The following is a 15320-nucleotide window of genomic DNA, read 5'->3' on the forward strand; positions in this document are numbered from 1 at the left end:
TTAAAAATTAGATTCAGCCAATTTTTGCTATCACGCTGAAGCTCTTCTGTCAAGGAAAAGGGCGATGCGGGAGAGTAGGGGAGGGAGGGTATGAGGGTCCAGGGCCGAAATGGCTTCGGCCTGATAACGCCTCCGGTAGGCCAGGACCTCTTCCGGAGGAACTTGATCGATCTTGTTGAAGACCAGAAGACGCTCTACCCCGAGTTCCATCTGGTCAAGGATTTCCTCCACCGCCTGGATATGTTCCTCGAAATGGGGATGGCTGATGTCCACCAGATGGAGGAGGAGATCCGCCTCATAAAGTTCCTCCAGGGTGGCCTGAAAGGCCTTGCGCAGTTCCTGGGGAAGATCCCGGATAAAACCCACTGTATCCGTAAAGAGAACCGTTTTCCCGTTGGGAAGATATACCCTGCGGGTGGCCGGATCCAGGGTGGCGAATAATCTGTCTTCAGCCAGAAAATCTTCCCTGGAGAGGGTGTTAAGCAGGGTGGTTTTCCCGGCGTTGGTATAACCCACCAGGGCCACCACCGGCAGACCCTTCCTCCGGCGGCGTTTGCGTCTTAGCCCCCGCTGTTTGGAGATCTCCCTCAACTCCTTTTCCAGACGGGCAATACGTTCCCGAATCCTTCGACGATCCACTTCCAGTTTGGTCTCACCCGGACCGCGGCCACCGATACCTCCGGTGAGCCGGGAAAAGGCATCGTCCTTGGCCCGCAAGCGGGGAAGCATGTACTTGAGCTGGGCCATCTCCACCTGGATCTTTCCCTCGCGGCTTCTGGCTCGCTGGGCAAAGATGTCCAGGATGAGCTGGGTGCGGTCGATCACCCGGAGATCGGTGATCTCGGTAAGGGCCCGGACCTGGGAGGGAGTGAGCTCCCCGTCGAAGATGAGAAGATTGGCCGAGGTCTGCATGGCCTGAATAATAATCTCCGAAAGCTTACCTTTCCCCACCACATATCGCGGGTCCGGAGCGCTCCTCCTCTGAAGCACCTCGCCCACCACGGCTACCCCGGCGGTGCGGGCCAGTTCCCGGAGTTCCGCCAGACGTTCCTCCATGAGAAGCCGGGGGCCGGGATGGACCGCTACCAGAAGGGCCCGATCCTCCCGGTCGCTCACCTCCTTGAGCGGACGAACCCGCTCCAGTTCCTCCTCCAGCGACTCGATTAACCTCCGGTAATCGTCCCTGAGTTCCCAGGGATAGGCCGGATCCAGGTACCCGTAATATCCGTTCTCGTCGCGCCGGGGCAGAAGATAGGCGGTGTGAAGACGCCCGGGCAGACCGTCCGCCCGCACCTCCAGGGCGCTCATGGTGTCCAGGCGAAGGAAGGCCAGATCCAGCAGGTCGTCCTGATCCAGACCTTCGTGGGAAAGATGGGTATGGACACATCGTAAGCCCAGAAGACGCCCGCTCGCTTTACGGGCCCGGGCGATCTCCGGAATCACGATCTGATGATAGCTCCCCAGGATCACGTACTCGATTTCCCCCCGTCGGTTGATCAGAATGCCTATCTGACGGTTGAGTTCCCGGGAAAGACGGGCCATTTCCCGGCAGAGTTCATGCGTAATCAGATAATCCGGCGGAATACGACGCCGATAAAGACGTTCCAGAGCCCGGATTTCACTCGGGGACAGACCGGAGGTTTGACCGTAAACCGTGCGAGACATAGATTAGCGCCGGGGTCTGAAAATCACCCGTAAAGGAGATTTTTGAAAACCGAGATAACCCCGCAACCGATTACGAATAAAACGTTCTACACTTTTGGGAATTTCGTTGGGATAATTGCTGAATATCACCACCGTAGGCGGACGTATCTCCGCCTGGGTTGCATAATAAAATTTTAATCGATGACCGGAGGGAGTGTAAAGGGCCCTTTCTCTTTTGATCTCTTCCAGGGCACGGTTTACCTGAGCGGTGGGAATGCGTCGGGAGTATTCGGCATAGACCTCCTCCACCAGAGGGAGGATCTCCTTCACCCTGCGCCCGGTGCGGGCCGAAACGGTAAGGATAGGGGCCCAGGGAACGAAGCGGGCCCCGTGCCGCACCTGCTCGAGAAGGATATTCCCCTCCTCGCGTCTTCCGTCGAGGAGATCCCATTTGTTTACCAAGATAATACAGGCCTTGTGGCGCTTTTCGATCTGGGCCAGGATCTTTTGATCCTGATCGGTTATACCCTCTTCGGCGGTAAGCACCAGAAGCGCCACCTCGGCCCGTTCCAGGGCCTCAAAGGCCTTGTCCACGCTGAATTTTTCCACCCGGGCTTTAATGCGGGGTCTGCGCCGGATGCCGGCCGTATCTATGAGAAGATAGCGCCGTCCATCCGGCAACTCGAGAAGGGTGTCGATACTGTCCCGGGTGGTACCCGGGACATCCGAGACAATCATGCGTTCATAACCCACCAGCCGATTGAGAAGGGAGCTCTTGCCCACGTTGGGCCGCCCCAGGATGGCCACCCTGATAAGAGGTGTGGCCCGGGGCTCTTCTTCCTCCCCGGCTGTCTCCGGCAGCATTTCCCTTATCAGCCGTCTCAGTTCCTCAAGCCCCTTCTGGTGCCTGGCGGAAACGGGGACCAGGGGTTCGATGCCCAGGGAATAAAATTCGGCCACATTGAGAAGGTCCTCCTTCCCCTCGACCTTGTTTACCACCAGGATCACGGGCTTGCCCTTCTCCCTCACCCGTTCGGCCACTTCCTGGTCCAGAGGGGTTAGACCGGTCTTGGCCTCCACCACCAGGAGGACCAGATCGGCCTCGTTCAGAGCCGCCTCCGCCTGTTTGAGGGTCTCCCGTACCAGAAGGTCCTCGGCCTCCGGTTCAAGCCCCCCGGTATCAATGAGGATCACCTGCTGGTCCTCTATCTCCGCCTCACCATAGATGCGATCCCGGGTGACCCCCGGCGTGCGTTCCACTACCGCTTTACGCTCCCCGATAAGGGTATTAAACAGGGTGGATTTGCCCACATTGGGGCGTCCCACCAGGGCTATTTTAGGTTTTTTCATGCGGGATTCCGAAGGTACCTGAAATTTGGACCGGATTTCCGTTCCAGAAACAAGGTAGGAAGAAGATGTGCTTCTGTCAACGCCCCCGCCGCAGGGAGAGCTTTTTTCGCACACTGGGGAAAAGATCCAGATTGGTATGCGGGAGGAAGAGGCTTCCGGTAAGGAGTTGCATGAAACGATTTTCCACGTTCATCTCCAGATAGGTAAGCCGGGAGAGGATGTCCCGCACCTCCTCGAAACTTCCGCGCAAAAGGAAGTGCACCGTCCCTTCCCCTGCGGCGTTTCCCAGGACCCGGAAACGTTCCCGGGGAAGATCCGGGAGCATCCCCACGGTGATGGCCGCCTCGGGATCGATGCGACTTCCGAAGCTTCCGGCCACCATGAAACTCTCCAGATCCTGGAAATCCACCCCCAGGCTCTGACAGATCACCGTAAGCATGGTGTACATGGCTCCCTTGGAGCGGATGAGATTCTTGACCTCTCCCTGGGTGATGTAAATAGGTTTTCCGTGGCCGGTCTCCTCCGGTTCCGCCACCACAAAGGCCATTTCCCCCTCTATCTCTCGAAAACGCTCCGGCCATCTTTCCACCTGAAAGATTCCCTGGGGATTAATGAGCCCGCTCAGGAAGAGCTCCGCCAGGAGTTCGATGGTTCCGGAACCGCAGATCCCGATGGGGGGAACGTTGCCTATGGTTTGGTACTCGATGCGATGGTCTCGAATACGAATACGCTCGATGGCTCCCTCCCGGGCCTGTAACCCGCAGGAGAGAACTCCTCCCTCCAGCGCGGGCCCGGCGGCTCCGGCGCAGGCCAGAAGAAATTCCCGGTTCCCCAGCACGATCTCGGCATTGGTCCCCACATCCACGAAGAGCCCCAGGCCTTCCTGACGATGGAGCCCGGCAAAAAGGAGCCCGGAGATGAGGTCCCCTCCGAAATAGCTCCCGCCGGAGGGAAAAACGAAGATAAGCCCCTCTCGGGCTCCGGGGAGTCCCACCTCGGAAAGCCTTAAGGGATCCACCCAGTTGGCAGCCGGAATGTAAGGTTCCCGGTAAAGCCAGCGGGTGGGAAGCCCCAGAAAGAAGTGGGTCATGGTGGTATTGCCGCAGAAGGCCACATAATATATCCGGGATACGTTTTCTGCGCCCACCAGGGCACGAATCTCCCGGTCCAGGGCCTCCAGGGTTACCGCGCGGAGTTCGGCCAGCCCCTCCTGCCGGGAGGCGTGGTGAAGGCGGGTGAGGATGTCCTCTCCGAAGGGAATCTGCGGGTTCCGAAAGCCCCTCTTGCCTACCACCCTGCGGTTTTCAAAATCCACCAGATAAAGGGCCACCCCGGTGCTTCCCAGGTCTATGCCCAACCCCAGGACCGGGGCCTTTTCCTCCGGGGTGCGCACCTCCAGCACCCGGAAGCCCTCACCGGTGCGCCCCAGGATGGCCCTCACCCGAAAATCCGCCCTCCGCAGGATCTCCGGGAGTTCGCGCAGCACCTCCAGGGGAATCTCTACCTCGGCCCCGAGACGTTCCTTCAGACCTTCACGCAGACGTCTCTCATCAGAGCGCTGATCGTTCAGCGAGGGCTCGGGAAGTTCCAGATCCAGGATCTCCACCGCGGGCTTCATACGTCCACCACACACTGAGCTACCCAGAACTCCCCCTCCCGGGCCACCCGGGCCAGGGTAAAGGTGGCCCCTTTGACCTCCACTCCGAGACGATGTTTGTCCGGATCCAGCCCCTCCCCCAGGGCCCGAGCCTCAAGCCTGTTTCCGGAAATCTTTACCCTGAATTCCCGAAAGACCATCCCCTCAAGGTCCGCCAGGGTTAGGAGGCGGTTTAGCCAGAGCACAAAGAGTTCGTCCAGGAGTTCGGCCTCCACCTCCACCGGAAGATCTTTTTCAGGGGTTATTTCTTCAAAATTTTCCACTATCAGCGAAAACAGGGCCTTGGCCCCGTTGGCAAAGGCCTCCTCCAGGGTGCGTCCGTACCCCCGCACCCCGATGTCTGCTCCGTGTTCAAAGGTCTCGTAAGGTATGAAGGGCATAGGAATGACATCCTCCGGAAATTACATAAGGAATATAAGGCCAGAGAAGGGTTTTAGGAAGTCCTCCGGTGAGGTCCTCCATGGTACAGACCAGAAATTCTTTTCCTTTAAGAAAGACGAAGATTGCTCCCTGCTGGCCGGTTATATAGAGGGGGATTTTTTCCCTTTTAAGCCACCCTCGGACCTCAGGATGAGGATGATGTCTTCCCCGGGCCAGGGCCAGAGCCACCCGGGGTTTAAGGGCCTTCCAGGCTGAGGGCAGAAAACCGTTTCGGGCCCCGTGATGGGGAAGGATCAGGATCTCGGCAGGCAGGGTCGCAAGAACTCTTTCCATTCGCCGGAGACGGGTGCGGTCGATATCTCCGGGAAAGAAGAGGCTGAGACCCCGGAATTCCAGATACCCGACCAGTCCCTCCCGGTTTTCCAACCTCTCCGGAGGCCGAGGCCGCCCCGGAAAAAGCCATACTTCAGCCTCTCCGACCCTTTCCCGGGTAAAGGAGCGCAGAGAAAGAGGGGAGAACCCCGGGGATACCCTTTCCCAGGAAGCCCGGCGAAAGCTTCCGGAGAGGATCTTTTTCACCAGAAGGGCCCTTTTCAGGGCCGGAACTCCCCCGGCATGATCCAGGTCCGGGTGGGATAGCACCACCAGGTCCAGGCGGTGAAGGCCCATCTTTTCCAGCGCCGGAACCAGGAGGTACTTTCCCAGATCCACGCTTCCGAAACGTGCTCCAGCATCGAAAAGCAGATTGCGGTTTCCGGGGAGATGGACCGCCACCGCGTTGGCCTTTCCCAGATCCAGGGCTACCATCCAGAAAAGTCTCTCCCGGGCCATCCAGCCCAGCAGGAAAAGCCCCAACGCCCCGGCCGCAAGAACCCCGGCCACGCCCCTGCGGTCGCGATAAAGGAGGCCTCCTGCGAGCAAAAATCCTAGAGCTAGAACCAGCATCCCCACCGGAAAGGGAGGAAGAAGGGAAGGGCAGGGGAGAGGGAACCGCAGGGCGTATTCCAGGATTCCGGCCAGAGTTTCGGCCAGATGGGCGGCCTTTTCGGGACTGAGGAAACTCCCCAGGGCGGCCAGCATCTCTCCGGAGATGATGACCAGGCACCACAGGGGCGAGAAGATAAGGGTATTCAGAGGGCCGGTCCAGGCGGCCCTTCCGAAATACCACAGAACGAAGGGCAGGGTAAAGAGCCAGGCCCCCAGGGAGATCAAAAACCCCTCCAGCAGGAACCGGACCGGGCGGTTTTCGATCTTCATTTTTCGACTCCAGCGGTGCCCCAGAAGGACCCCGATCACCGCCATCACCGAGAGACGGAAGGAGGGATGAAGGATCCAGTAAGGTTTCCAGAGCAGGGCCAGCAGTACGGCTCCGGCCAGGAGATCCGGACCGGAGACCCGGCGAAAGAGACTCCGGGCCAGGGTATAGAGAAGGAGCATGAGCAAGGCCCGTTGTGTTGAGGGCGAAAGGCCGGAAAGCAGGGCGTAAAGGAAGGCCCCCGCAAGCCCCACCCAGGCGGCGGGAACCTGGGCCGGAAGCCCCGAACGGGGAAAGATCCGGGGCCACAGAAAGCGAGCCCCCCAGAAAAGAAATCCGTAAAGAAGCCCCAGATGGAAGCCGGATACGGCCAGGAAGTGATAGATTCCCAGTTCCCGTATCCGGTCCTCCAGATCCCCGGGAAGATCCGTCTTTTCTCCCAGGATCAGGGCCCGGAAAAGTCCCCGGGCCGGAGGGGAAAGGCCCCCGGAAAAGAAGTCCAGTCGGTCCCGCAGGCTCTCCAAAAAGCCTCCCCGGGAGGGAAAACAGAGGATCCGGTTTCCTCGAAGGTAAGCCCGAAAGGAAAGCCCCCGGGTGAGAAGGACCATCCGGAGCGGAGGCCCGAAGGGGTTGAGGTGTCCGGAGGCGGGACGCACCAGGGCCTCAAAACCGGACCCCGTCGTACATTCCGGGATCCGGGTCCGGGAAAGGATCTCTCCCCGCGCCCCTGAATCCAGTTTTACCCGCAGGACCACCCCGGAGGTTCCCGTGCTCCGGCCCACAATCCTTCCGCTTATCCTGCCCGAGGGGAAAGGGCGGTTCCGGCTCTGCCGAAACCACGCTCCGTAGAACATTCCCCCCAGGGCAAACACTCCGGTGGTCGGCCCCCCGAGGAATCCGAGCCCGCTCAGAAGGATCCGCAGCGGAAGGGATACTCCCCAGAAGGAAAGAAGCAATCCCAGAGAGAGCCCCAGGGCCGCTTTTTTTAGAGGACCTTCAGGCACCACCCTTGGGAGGACGCGGCCCGAAAAGCGCGGTTCCGATCCTGACCAGCGTGGCCCCTTCCTCTACCGCTACCTCGTAATCGTGACTCATACCCATGGATAGCTCCAGAGGATGCTTCAGTTCATAAAAATCTTCAACTTGTTCTTTTAACTCTCGTAATTTACGGAAAAATTTTCGAGAATCTTCCGGGTCAGGGGAATAGGGGGGAATGGTCATCAGACCCTGCAGGTCGAGGGCAGGCAGATCCTTTATCAAGCGGACCAGATCGGGGACTTTCTCCGGGAGGATTCCGGCCTTGGTTTCCTCTCCGCCCACGTTGACCTCGATGAAGACGGGCAGGGTGCGTCCCATCTCCTGGGCCAGACGGGATAGGCGCTGGGCGATTTCCGGTCGATCCACGGTCTGGATGAGATCGAAAAGCTGCAGGGCTTTGCGGGCCTTGTTCTTCTGGAGATAGCCGATAAGGTGCCAGGAAACCGGAAGATCGGAAAGGAGGGCTTTTTTCCTTTCCGCCTCCTGGACATAATTTTCTCCCAGGATCTCAAGACCGGCTTCCACGGCCTCCCGGATCTTTTCCGGGGGCTGGGCTTTGGAGGCCCCCAGGATCTTTATCTCTTCCGGGCGGCGCCCCTTACGCAGGGCAGCCTCGGCCACCCGTTCCCGGATAAGGGCCAGCCTGCGGGCCACGCTCTCAGAGTTCATAATTTACCAGTACCTCCCGGGAAACCGAAATTTCACGGGCCAGGGCGGGGTCTTTGTGGGGAAAATCGCGCAGATAATGCGTCCCTCTGGATTCCCGGCGGGAGAGGGCTGAGGCCACGATCAACCGGGCCACCTGGCAGAGATTGCGCAGCTCCACGAATTCCGGGGTGAGGATGTAACGCCAGTAGTGGTCTTCTATCTCTCTGGCGATAAAGGCCAGGCGCCGGCGGGCCAGTTCCAGACGATCCAGGCTGCGCACAATACCCACATAATTCCACATGAGGCGACGAATGGCATCCCAGTTATGGGAAATGAGGACCCGTTCCTCCATATCCACCGCTCCCCCCGGATCCCATTCCGGTACCTCCACCAGAGGCAGTTTCCGCCATTCCGGCCAGAGATCCCGAATACGCAGATAGGCCTGGTGAGCAAAAACCAGGGCCTCGAGCAGCGAATTCGAGGCCAGACGGTTGGCTCCGTGAAGACCGGTACAGGCGCATTCCCCCACGGCGAAAAGGCCGGGGATATCCGTTTCGGCCAAAAGATTGGTATAAACCCCTCCGCAGAGATAATGGGCCGCCGGGACCACCGGTACGGGTTCGCGGGTAAGGTCGTAGCCGAAACGCAGGCAGGTTTCGTAAAGGTAGGGGAATCTCTTTTTGATGAACTCCGCCGGACGGTGGGAGATATCCAGCCACACGTGGTCGGCTCCGCTGCGTTTGAGTTCCATATCGATGGCCCGGGCCACGATGTCCCGGGGGGCGAGTTCGCCGTCGGGATGATAGCGATGCATAAAGGGTCGCCCCTGAGGGTCCAGGAGGCGGGCCCCCTCGCCCCTTAAGGCCTCGGAAAGGAGGAAATTTTTGGCCCGCGGGTGATAGAGACAGGTGGGGTGAAATTGAACAAATTCCAGATTGGTGGCCCGGGCCCCGGCCCTTACCGCCAGGGCAATGCCATCCCCGGTGGCTGTATCCGGATTGCTGGTATAGAGATACACCTTGCCGGCCCCTCCGGTGGCCAGGATTACCATGCGCGCCCGGATGGCCTCGATACATCCGCTGGTCCATTCCTGAACATAGGCCCCCACCACCCGATTTCCGGTGTAATCTCTTTTGAGCTTTCCCAGGGTGATAAGATCCACAGCCAGGTGTCCTTCCAGAAGCCTGATCTGGGGCCTTTCCCGAACCCGGGCCAGAAGCACCTTCTCGATCTCCCTCCCGGTATGATCCTCCACATGCAGGATCCGCCGTCGGGAATGCCCTCCCTCCAGTCCCAGATCGAAGCGGGAGGGGTCCCGAGGGTCCCGGGAAAATTCCACCCCCCAGGCCATGAGTTCTCTTATCCGTTCCGGGGCCTGGCGCACCACCAGCTCCACGGTTTCTCTTCGACACAATCCATCTCCGGCCCGGAGGGTATCCTCAATATGGAGATCAAAGGAGTCGTCTTCGGACATGACGCAGGCTATCCCCCCCTGGGCCAGGGAGGTAGCTCCCTCGGCGGCCTTCTTTTTGGTGATCACCCATACCTCTCCCAGTTCAGACAGCTTAAGAGCCAGACTGAGTCCGGCGATCCCTGAACCGATGATCAGGAAATCCGTACTGAGCATCTCCCTTACTCCTGAGGCAACCGGGGCTCCCGTTCCAGGAACCGGCTCATCAAGGCCTGACCGTCCGGGAGGAAGAGACCGGCCTTCTGGGCTGTGGCTTCCGAAAAGCCCTCCTGGCGGCGGCGGGAGGGGTCTCGGGAATCAAAGATAACGAAGGGGACCGGCTTGGAGGAATGGGTACGCAGGGGAATAGGGGTAAGATGATCGGTGACCGCTAGAATGCGGTATTCCTGAAACCGGGCCGCGGCTTCCTCTATCACCGTGCGCACCACATAACGATCGAAGTCCTGAATGGCCTTGATTTTCAACTCTATGGAGCCCTGGTGGGAGGCCTCATCCGGGGCCTCCACGTGCACAAAAACAAAGTCCGCCTCGTTCAGGGCTTCCATGGCCGCCAGGGCCTTTCCCTCATAATTGGTATCTATCCATCCGGTGGCCCCTTCCACCTCAATGATCTTCAAACCGGCCAGGCGCCCCAGCCCCTTGATGAGATCCACCGCTGCCACCACCCCTCCGGAAAGCCCCCACTTCTCCTCAAAGGGCTCCAGCTGGGGAAGACGCCCCTGGCCCCAGGGCCAGAGGGCATTGGCCGGGGGTTTCCCCTCTTCGATCCGCTTGCGATTCAGGGGATGCTTCTCCAGGATCCGGATGGCCTTCACCAGGAAGTCCCTCAAAAGGGGCTCCTCGCGATAGACCTGCCAGGCATGGTAAACGTTTTTCCCCAGAAGATCGTGCGGAGGCACCGTGCGAAGCCCCTCCGGCCCCCCGCGCCAGAGAAGGATATGACGATAACTTTTTCCGCAAAAGAGTTCCAGCTTGTCCGTGGCCAGTTCTCGATTTATATCCTCGATAAGGATCCGGGCCTCCTCGGTAGAGATGTGGCCGGCACTGTAATCCTCCATTACCAGCTGAGGCCCCCGCTTTTTCAGGGTTACCAGATTGCAACGAAAGGCCACGTCCTCCGGCCGCATGGGTATCCCTAGACTGGCGGCCTCGATGGGCCCTCGACCGGTATATTTCTTTTCCGGTGGATAACCCAGGAGACTCATATTAGCCACGTCACTTCCCGGGGGAAGCCCCTGAGGAATGGTCTGCACCAGACCTATCTCCCCGTGTTCAGCCAGAAAATCGAGCCCGGGGGTGGTGGCCACCTCAAGCGGTGTACGTCGCTCCAGTTCTTTGAGGGGAAAATCCCCCATTCCATCACCCACCAGTACGATGTACTTCATAACTCCCTCCTTTCCTCGGAAGGCTCCGCAACCTCCGAATGCTGAACCTCCGGACGCACCTCCTCCTTTTCTACCTCCAGGATCTCTATATCGAAGCGCAGATATTTTCCGGCCAGAGGGTGATTTAGATCCACCACCGCGATATTTCGGTCCCTGCGGGCCAGCCGGGCCGGATGAAGGACTCCAAATTCATCCTGAACCAGAACGGTCTCCCCGATACGAACCTGAGAGGGAATTTTTTCGCTGGGCAAAAAACGCACCTTTTTAGGATCGTAGCGGCCATAGTGTTCCTCAGGGGGTACCCATACCGAGAATCGGGCTCCTTTCTCTCGCCCTAGAAAAGCCCTTTCCACCGAAGGGGGGAATCGACCCTCCCCCACTCGAATATGGACCGGTTTTTCCGAGGCGTCAACCAGACCGCCCTCGGCAAAGACCTGATACCGAAAGGTGACCCGATCTCCCTTTTCTATAGCCATAAAGATAAAAATCCCCCTCTTTCGAGGGGGAAGATAATCGTTAATATCCGGAGAGGCAAGTCTTGCTTAAGTTTCAGTGTTCCGAAGAGGATTCAGAGGAGTGTTGTTTTTTGAGGAGACGTTCGTACCCCATCACCCCGATATGACAGCTGGCACAGCGGGTGTTGGAGGCAAAGGCCATCTCTCCGTTATGACAGACCCCACAGTATTTGCCCTTGTAAAGGGAGTCCATGTTGAAATCCTCGTTTTGTTGCGTGCTTCCGGCCTCCATCTTGAAGATATCCTCGTGACAATCCTCACAGGAAAGCCCGGCTTTTTCCACGTGCACCTTGTGATCGAAGAGCACCGCTTTCAGGGGTTTGGTAAAGATTATAGGATAGGTGGGATACCCCGCCTCTTCCTCACCCTCCTGACTGAAGGAAGGCCAGGCATGCAGCAGAAAACCGATTCCTACAAAGATAACTAGGAGTAACAATATATTTCTTTTCATGACCGGTACCTCCTTAAGGGTTTTTAATTAATGGTGTAAAACACATTGGGACGAGCTCCCATGGACGGCCTCAGAACCCAGATGGCCCGGTAGGGATCGTGCACCAACTGATAGACCCTGCTGTTGGGATCGGCCAGATCTCCGAAGATACGCACTCCCGCCGGACAGGCCTTGGCACAGGCCGTGGGGAACTTGCCCTTCGACAGCCGGGACTCCCAGCAGAAGTCACATTTATCAATGGCCCGTTTTTCCTCGTTAAAGTAGCGCATATCATAGGGACAGGCAGCCATACAGGTCTTACACCCGATACACTTCCTGAGATTTACTTTCACGATACCGGTTTCCGGATCCTTATAGGTGGCCCTGGTGGGGCAGGCCCGCACACAGGGGGGTTCGTTACAATGGTTGCAGAGAATGGGCATGAAACGTCGGGTCCATTGCCCCTCTCCGCTGGGCAGATGTTGCTCCAGGATCCTGGTGCGCCAGCCGTAGGGGGGAACATGATTGGTCTTGCGGCAGGCCTCCATGCAGAGCTGACAATCTATGCACCGATCCGTACGCAGGACCATGCTGTAGTGGGGTTTGTACGGATATTTATCCACATACTCCGGAATATCCGCATACACCTCGCGCACCCGGGATACCACCGAAAGGAGCTTGCCTCCGGCATACACCCCTGTAATTACCAGGCCCAGTTTCAGGAAGGCCCTTCTTTCCTCGCTGGCGATATGTTCAACGCCCTCGTTCTTCAAGCTCTTTACCCAATCTGCAAAGCCTTTAAACATGGCCTCACCTCCTTAAGTTATCTAAAATTATTAATGAATAGGTTTATGTCCATCAAAGGCCATCTCCCCCCAGAGAAAGAGGGCTCCGAAAAGTCCTAGACTCCCCAGCACCACCAGCCACTCGGAAAGGGAAGGGGTATAGTGATAGTACTCGGGAAGGCCATAGATATGCATTCCCGCATAGTGGGGTACGATCTGCCCGCCTATAACCAGGTCGTAACGCATTACGAAGATGGCCAGCAGGGCCAGCCCCGAGACCAGAGCCATGGCGTTGATATCCCGGGCCCGGACCCCCACCACCACCAGGAAGGGAAGAACCAGCCCCAGGAAGACCTCAAAAACCCAGAAATTGAAGGCGAAGGGGCCCTTGAGGAAGGCCATGATGGTTTCCCATTTACCGTGGGGTTTGCCGGCCAGACTGGCGATGATCTTCCACACGGTAAAGAAGATGACCACCGCGGTGAGCAGGGCATAGACCTTTCCCGTGACCTGAAGGGCCTTGACGGTGGATTCGTCCATCTCGCGGCCGGAGAAACGATAGGCAAACCAGGTGAAAAAGATGATGGCCGCGGCCCCGCTCATCATGGCCGAGGCAATAAAGTAGATGGGCATATACGGACCGTACCAGAATTCGTGGGCATGCAGTAACCCGAAGACCGCACCCAGGTTACTGTGGGCGGCTACTCCGGCGATGACCCCCAGAAGCCCGGCCAGGGCGGCCTGTTTGTGCCGATGCAGCCGGATAAGCCCGAACTCGATCAGCATAAAAAAGAGGTAGGCCCCGTAGAGGGTTCCCATCCACCAGATATTGGAGCGCAGGTTCGGGGAAAGAGAATTCCAGATGGGCAACCGCCAGGGGTTTTCCAGTTCCATACCGATGGCAAAGAAGCCGGCCAGAATGGTACAGATGGCCAGAAAAATGCTTCGACTGGCCACCGGCTCCATGGGCTTATACCCGAAAACGTGCCCGATGGAGGAGGTAAGGCAGAGCCCCGTGGAGGTCACCACCCAGAACACATAGGTGGAGATCAGGACTCCCCAGGGGATCTCCCGGGTCACTCCGTAGGCCTCCATGTGCCCCACTACAAAGGATCGAATCCCTGCTCCCAGACCTATAACCAATAGAATCAGGGAGACCACAAATAACCCTACGATCTTTGAATTCTTCACTGCACCCTGTGTCGCCACCATAAAACCCTCCTTTATCCTTGGAAATTAATACTTCCAAAAATGCACACGCAATATAGGTTTTAGCAGAATTTTTTAGTCCAGGTCAAATTGAATAGGAGGGGAAGACTAGGGATTGGTGGGATATGGGGTGAAAAAAAGGATTTACCAATGAATTTTTTAAAGAATAGGGGGCGATATCTCTATCGCCCCCCGAATATCGACGATTACACTTATTGTCCTAAAAGAGTTTCTAAAATTTCCGGATTTTCTTCATCCTCAGCCAGAATATTGTGGCAGAGGGTGCAATCCTGGGTAATAGTCTCGCCCTCGCTGTTCTCAAACTCTTCGTTGTGACAGCGCCAGCATCCGGTATGGGAGAGGAAATTGGGATAGGTGTTCCAGGAGATATTCATCTGCGGGAAGACGTTGCGCATGTAGGCGTCGGTAGCTCCCTGGATGGCCTGATTGATCTCCTGGGTCTTGTCCTTAAGGAGACGGGGGTAGTTTTTCTGATAGAAGGCCCGGATATACTGAGCGATTTTCACCCGGGCCTCTTTACGGGAGTGGTACTTCTGGGTGATGGCCTCGAGAGCCACCTTTTTAATATAGGGTAGATCGGTGGGGATACGCCCCTTTAGGAACTCCAGATCCAGGGCCTCTTCAGGAGAATAGAAGATGTGGGTGGGACGATTGTGGCAGTCTATACAGTCCATCCGGCGCACGCGGACCTCTTTGCCCTCGATCTTTTCTCCGGATCGTTTGAAAACGGTCTTATGGCCGTTTTCTATCTTGGTGACCTCCACGATATGCTGGCGTTTTTCGTCCGTATATTTGTAAAAGATCTCCACGTCCGGAGAAACGTGCCAGTGGATACCGTGGGGTTTTTTGGCCCACATACCACCGGTTCCTATCTTCATGAGAAGTACGGTATAGAGCCGGGTGTTCTTCTTATCCGGAGAATATTTTTCCTTGATGACCAGTTTGTCCCCGATGAAGTATTCCGGACGGTGACATTCCTCGCAGGTCTCCCGGGCCGGACGGAGTTTGTGCAGGGGGGTGGGGATGGGACGCGGATAGGTCTTGCTTACGTATTCCACCACCTCCTTTAAGCCGCTCAGCTTGGACTTCACGAACCAGCTGGCTCCGGGACCGATATGACATTCCACACACTTTACATGGGCGTGGGGAGAGTAGGTGTAGGCGGTATATTCCGGGGTCATTACCCGATGACACAGTTTTCCGCAAAAGTTTACCGACTCGGTGTAGTGATAAGCACTGTAAACGATGGCCCCCATGCAGACAAGCACAATGGTGAGGACCACCGAGGTGATAAAGGCCGTCTCCTTGAGGACCTTGGCCTTATCCGCCTTCTGGACCAGATCGCTTATAACCTCTCTAGAAAAAAAGCCCTGCCTGGAGATAAAAATGCCTACACAGAAAAGGGCCAGACCAAAAATCATCAAAGGAAACAAACCCAGATAGAAAAACTGCTGCCAGGCCGGCGATTCTACATGGTAAATATTATCTACAAAAGAGAAAATGGTTAGAGGAGGAACCGTCAATATAAGTA

At 57.3% G+C, this 15320-nt stretch carries 13 protein-coding genes; all 13 read right to left on the bottom strand.

Going from position 1 to position 15320, the window contains the following annotated elements; genetic code table 11:
* Positions 1-30: 30 nt before the first annotated feature.
* Positions 31-1665: a GTPase HflX gene (hflX, locus tag F8J34_RS07410; RefSeq protein ID WP_297057811.1), complete on the bottom strand. Its 1635-nt coding sequence runs from the start codon at positions 1663-1665 to the stop codon at positions 31-33.
* A 3-nt stretch (positions 1666-1668) separates the two neighbouring features.
* Complete coding sequence (der, locus tag F8J34_RS07415; RefSeq protein ID WP_297057813.1) at positions 1669-2994, bottom strand: ribosome biogenesis GTPase Der; 1326 nt, start codon at positions 2992-2994, stop codon at positions 1669-1671.
* A 76-nt stretch (positions 2995-3070) separates the two neighbouring features.
* Positions 3071-4612 (bottom strand): ASKHA domain-containing protein, encoded by a 1542-nt coding sequence (locus tag F8J34_RS07420; protein ID WP_297057816.1) that lies wholly within the window; start codon positions 4610-4612, stop codon positions 3071-3073.
* Positions 4609-5031 (bottom strand): archease, encoded by a 423-nt coding sequence (locus F8J34_RS07425; RefSeq protein WP_297057818.1) that lies wholly within the window; start codon positions 5029-5031, stop codon positions 4609-4611. The genes F8J34_RS07420 and F8J34_RS07425 overlap by 4 nt, the downstream gene beginning before the upstream one ends.
* Positions 5003-7291 (bottom strand): ComEC/Rec2 family competence protein, encoded by a 2289-nt coding sequence (locus F8J34_RS07430; protein WP_297057821.1) that lies wholly within the window; start codon positions 7289-7291, stop codon positions 5003-5005. Before F8J34_RS07430 ends, F8J34_RS07425 begins: the two co-directional genes overlap by 29 nt.
* Positions 7284-7994 (bottom strand): YggS family pyridoxal phosphate-dependent enzyme, encoded by a 711-nt coding sequence (locus F8J34_RS07435; protein WP_297057824.1) that lies wholly within the window; start codon positions 7992-7994, stop codon positions 7284-7286. Before F8J34_RS07435 ends, F8J34_RS07430 begins: the two co-directional genes overlap by 8 nt.
* On the bottom strand, positions 7984-9600 hold the full coding sequence (gene nadB, locus F8J34_RS07440) for an L-aspartate oxidase (protein WP_297057825.1): 1617 nt from the start codon (positions 9598-9600) through the stop codon (positions 7984-7986). Before nadB ends, F8J34_RS07435 begins: the two co-directional genes overlap by 11 nt.
* 5 nt (positions 9601-9605) lie before the next feature.
* Positions 9606-10829, bottom strand: coding sequence for a cofactor-independent phosphoglycerate mutase (locus F8J34_RS07445; RefSeq protein ID WP_297057827.1), 1224 nt, complete (start codon positions 10827-10829; stop codon positions 9606-9608).
* Positions 10826-11305 (bottom strand): FKBP-type peptidyl-prolyl cis-trans isomerase, encoded by a 480-nt coding sequence (locus F8J34_RS07450; RefSeq protein ID WP_297057829.1) that lies wholly within the window; start codon positions 11303-11305, stop codon positions 10826-10828. Before F8J34_RS07450 ends, F8J34_RS07445 begins: the two co-directional genes overlap by 4 nt.
* A gap of 73 nt (positions 11306-11378) precedes the next feature.
* Positions 11379-11795 carry a cytochrome c3 family protein gene (locus tag F8J34_RS07455; protein ID WP_297057831.1) on the bottom strand — a complete coding sequence of 139 codons (417 nt, stop codon included), beginning with the start codon at positions 11793-11795 and terminating at the stop codon, positions 11379-11381.
* 23 nt (positions 11796-11818) lie between these two features.
* Positions 11819-12580, bottom strand: coding sequence for a 4Fe-4S dicluster domain-containing protein (locus F8J34_RS07460; protein WP_297057834.1), 762 nt, complete (start codon positions 12578-12580; stop codon positions 11819-11821).
* A gap of 30 nt (positions 12581-12610) precedes the next feature.
* Complete coding sequence (gene nrfD / locus F8J34_RS07465; protein WP_297057836.1) at positions 12611-13771, bottom strand: NrfD/PsrC family molybdoenzyme membrane anchor subunit; 1161 nt, start codon at positions 13769-13771, stop codon at positions 12611-12613.
* A gap of 209 nt (positions 13772-13980) precedes the next feature.
* Positions 13981-15320, bottom strand: a 1340-nt coding sequence (locus F8J34_RS07470) for a NapC/NirT family cytochrome c (protein ID WP_297057839.1), incomplete at its 5' end; no start/stop codon positions are given.

Source organism: Thermosulfurimonas sp., from assembly GCF_015491435.1.
Classification (GTDB): domain Bacteria; phylum Desulfobacterota; class Thermodesulfobacteria; order Thermodesulfobacteriales; family Thermodesulfobacteriaceae; genus Thermosulfurimonas_A.

Excerpts from the sequence above, each read along its gene's own strand:
- hflX (WP_297057811.1), bottom strand. The coding sequence starts at position 1,665 with ATGTCTCGCACGGTTTACGGTCAAACCTCCGGTCTGTCCCCGAGTGAA.
- der (WP_297057813.1), bottom strand. The coding sequence starts at position 2,994 with ATGAAAAAACCTAAAATAGCCCTGGTGGGACGCCCCAATGTGGGCAAA.
- F8J34_RS07420 (WP_297057816.1), bottom strand. The coding sequence starts at position 4,612 with ATGAAGCCCGCGGTGGAGATCCTGGATCTGGAACTTCCCGAGCCCTCG.
- F8J34_RS07425 (WP_297057818.1), bottom strand. The coding sequence starts at position 5,031 with ATGCCCTTCATACCTTACGAGACCTTTGAACACGGAGCAGACATCGGG.
- F8J34_RS07435 (WP_297057824.1), bottom strand. The coding sequence starts at position 7,994 with ATGAACTCTGAGAGCGTGGCCCGCAGGCTGGCCCTTATCCGGGAACGG.
- nadB (WP_297057825.1), bottom strand. The coding sequence starts at position 9,600 with ATGCTCAGTACGGATTTCCTGATCATCGGTTCAGGGATCGCCGGACTC.
- F8J34_RS07445 (WP_297057827.1), bottom strand. The coding sequence starts at position 10,829 with ATGAAGTACATCGTACTGGTGGGTGATGGAATGGGGGATTTTCCCCTC.
- F8J34_RS07450 (WP_297057829.1), bottom strand. The coding sequence starts at position 11,305 with ATGGCTATAGAAAAGGGAGATCGGGTCACCTTTCGGTATCAGGTCTTT.
- F8J34_RS07455 (WP_297057831.1), bottom strand. The coding sequence starts at position 11,795 with ATGAAAAGAAATATATTGTTACTCCTAGTTATCTTTGTAGGAATCGGT.
- F8J34_RS07460 (WP_297057834.1), bottom strand. The coding sequence starts at position 12,580 with ATGTTTAAAGGCTTTGCAGATTGGGTAAAGAGCTTGAAGAACGAGGGC.
- nrfD (WP_297057836.1), bottom strand. The coding sequence starts at position 13,771 with ATGGTGGCGACACAGGGTGCAGTGAAGAATTCAAAGATCGTAGGGTTA.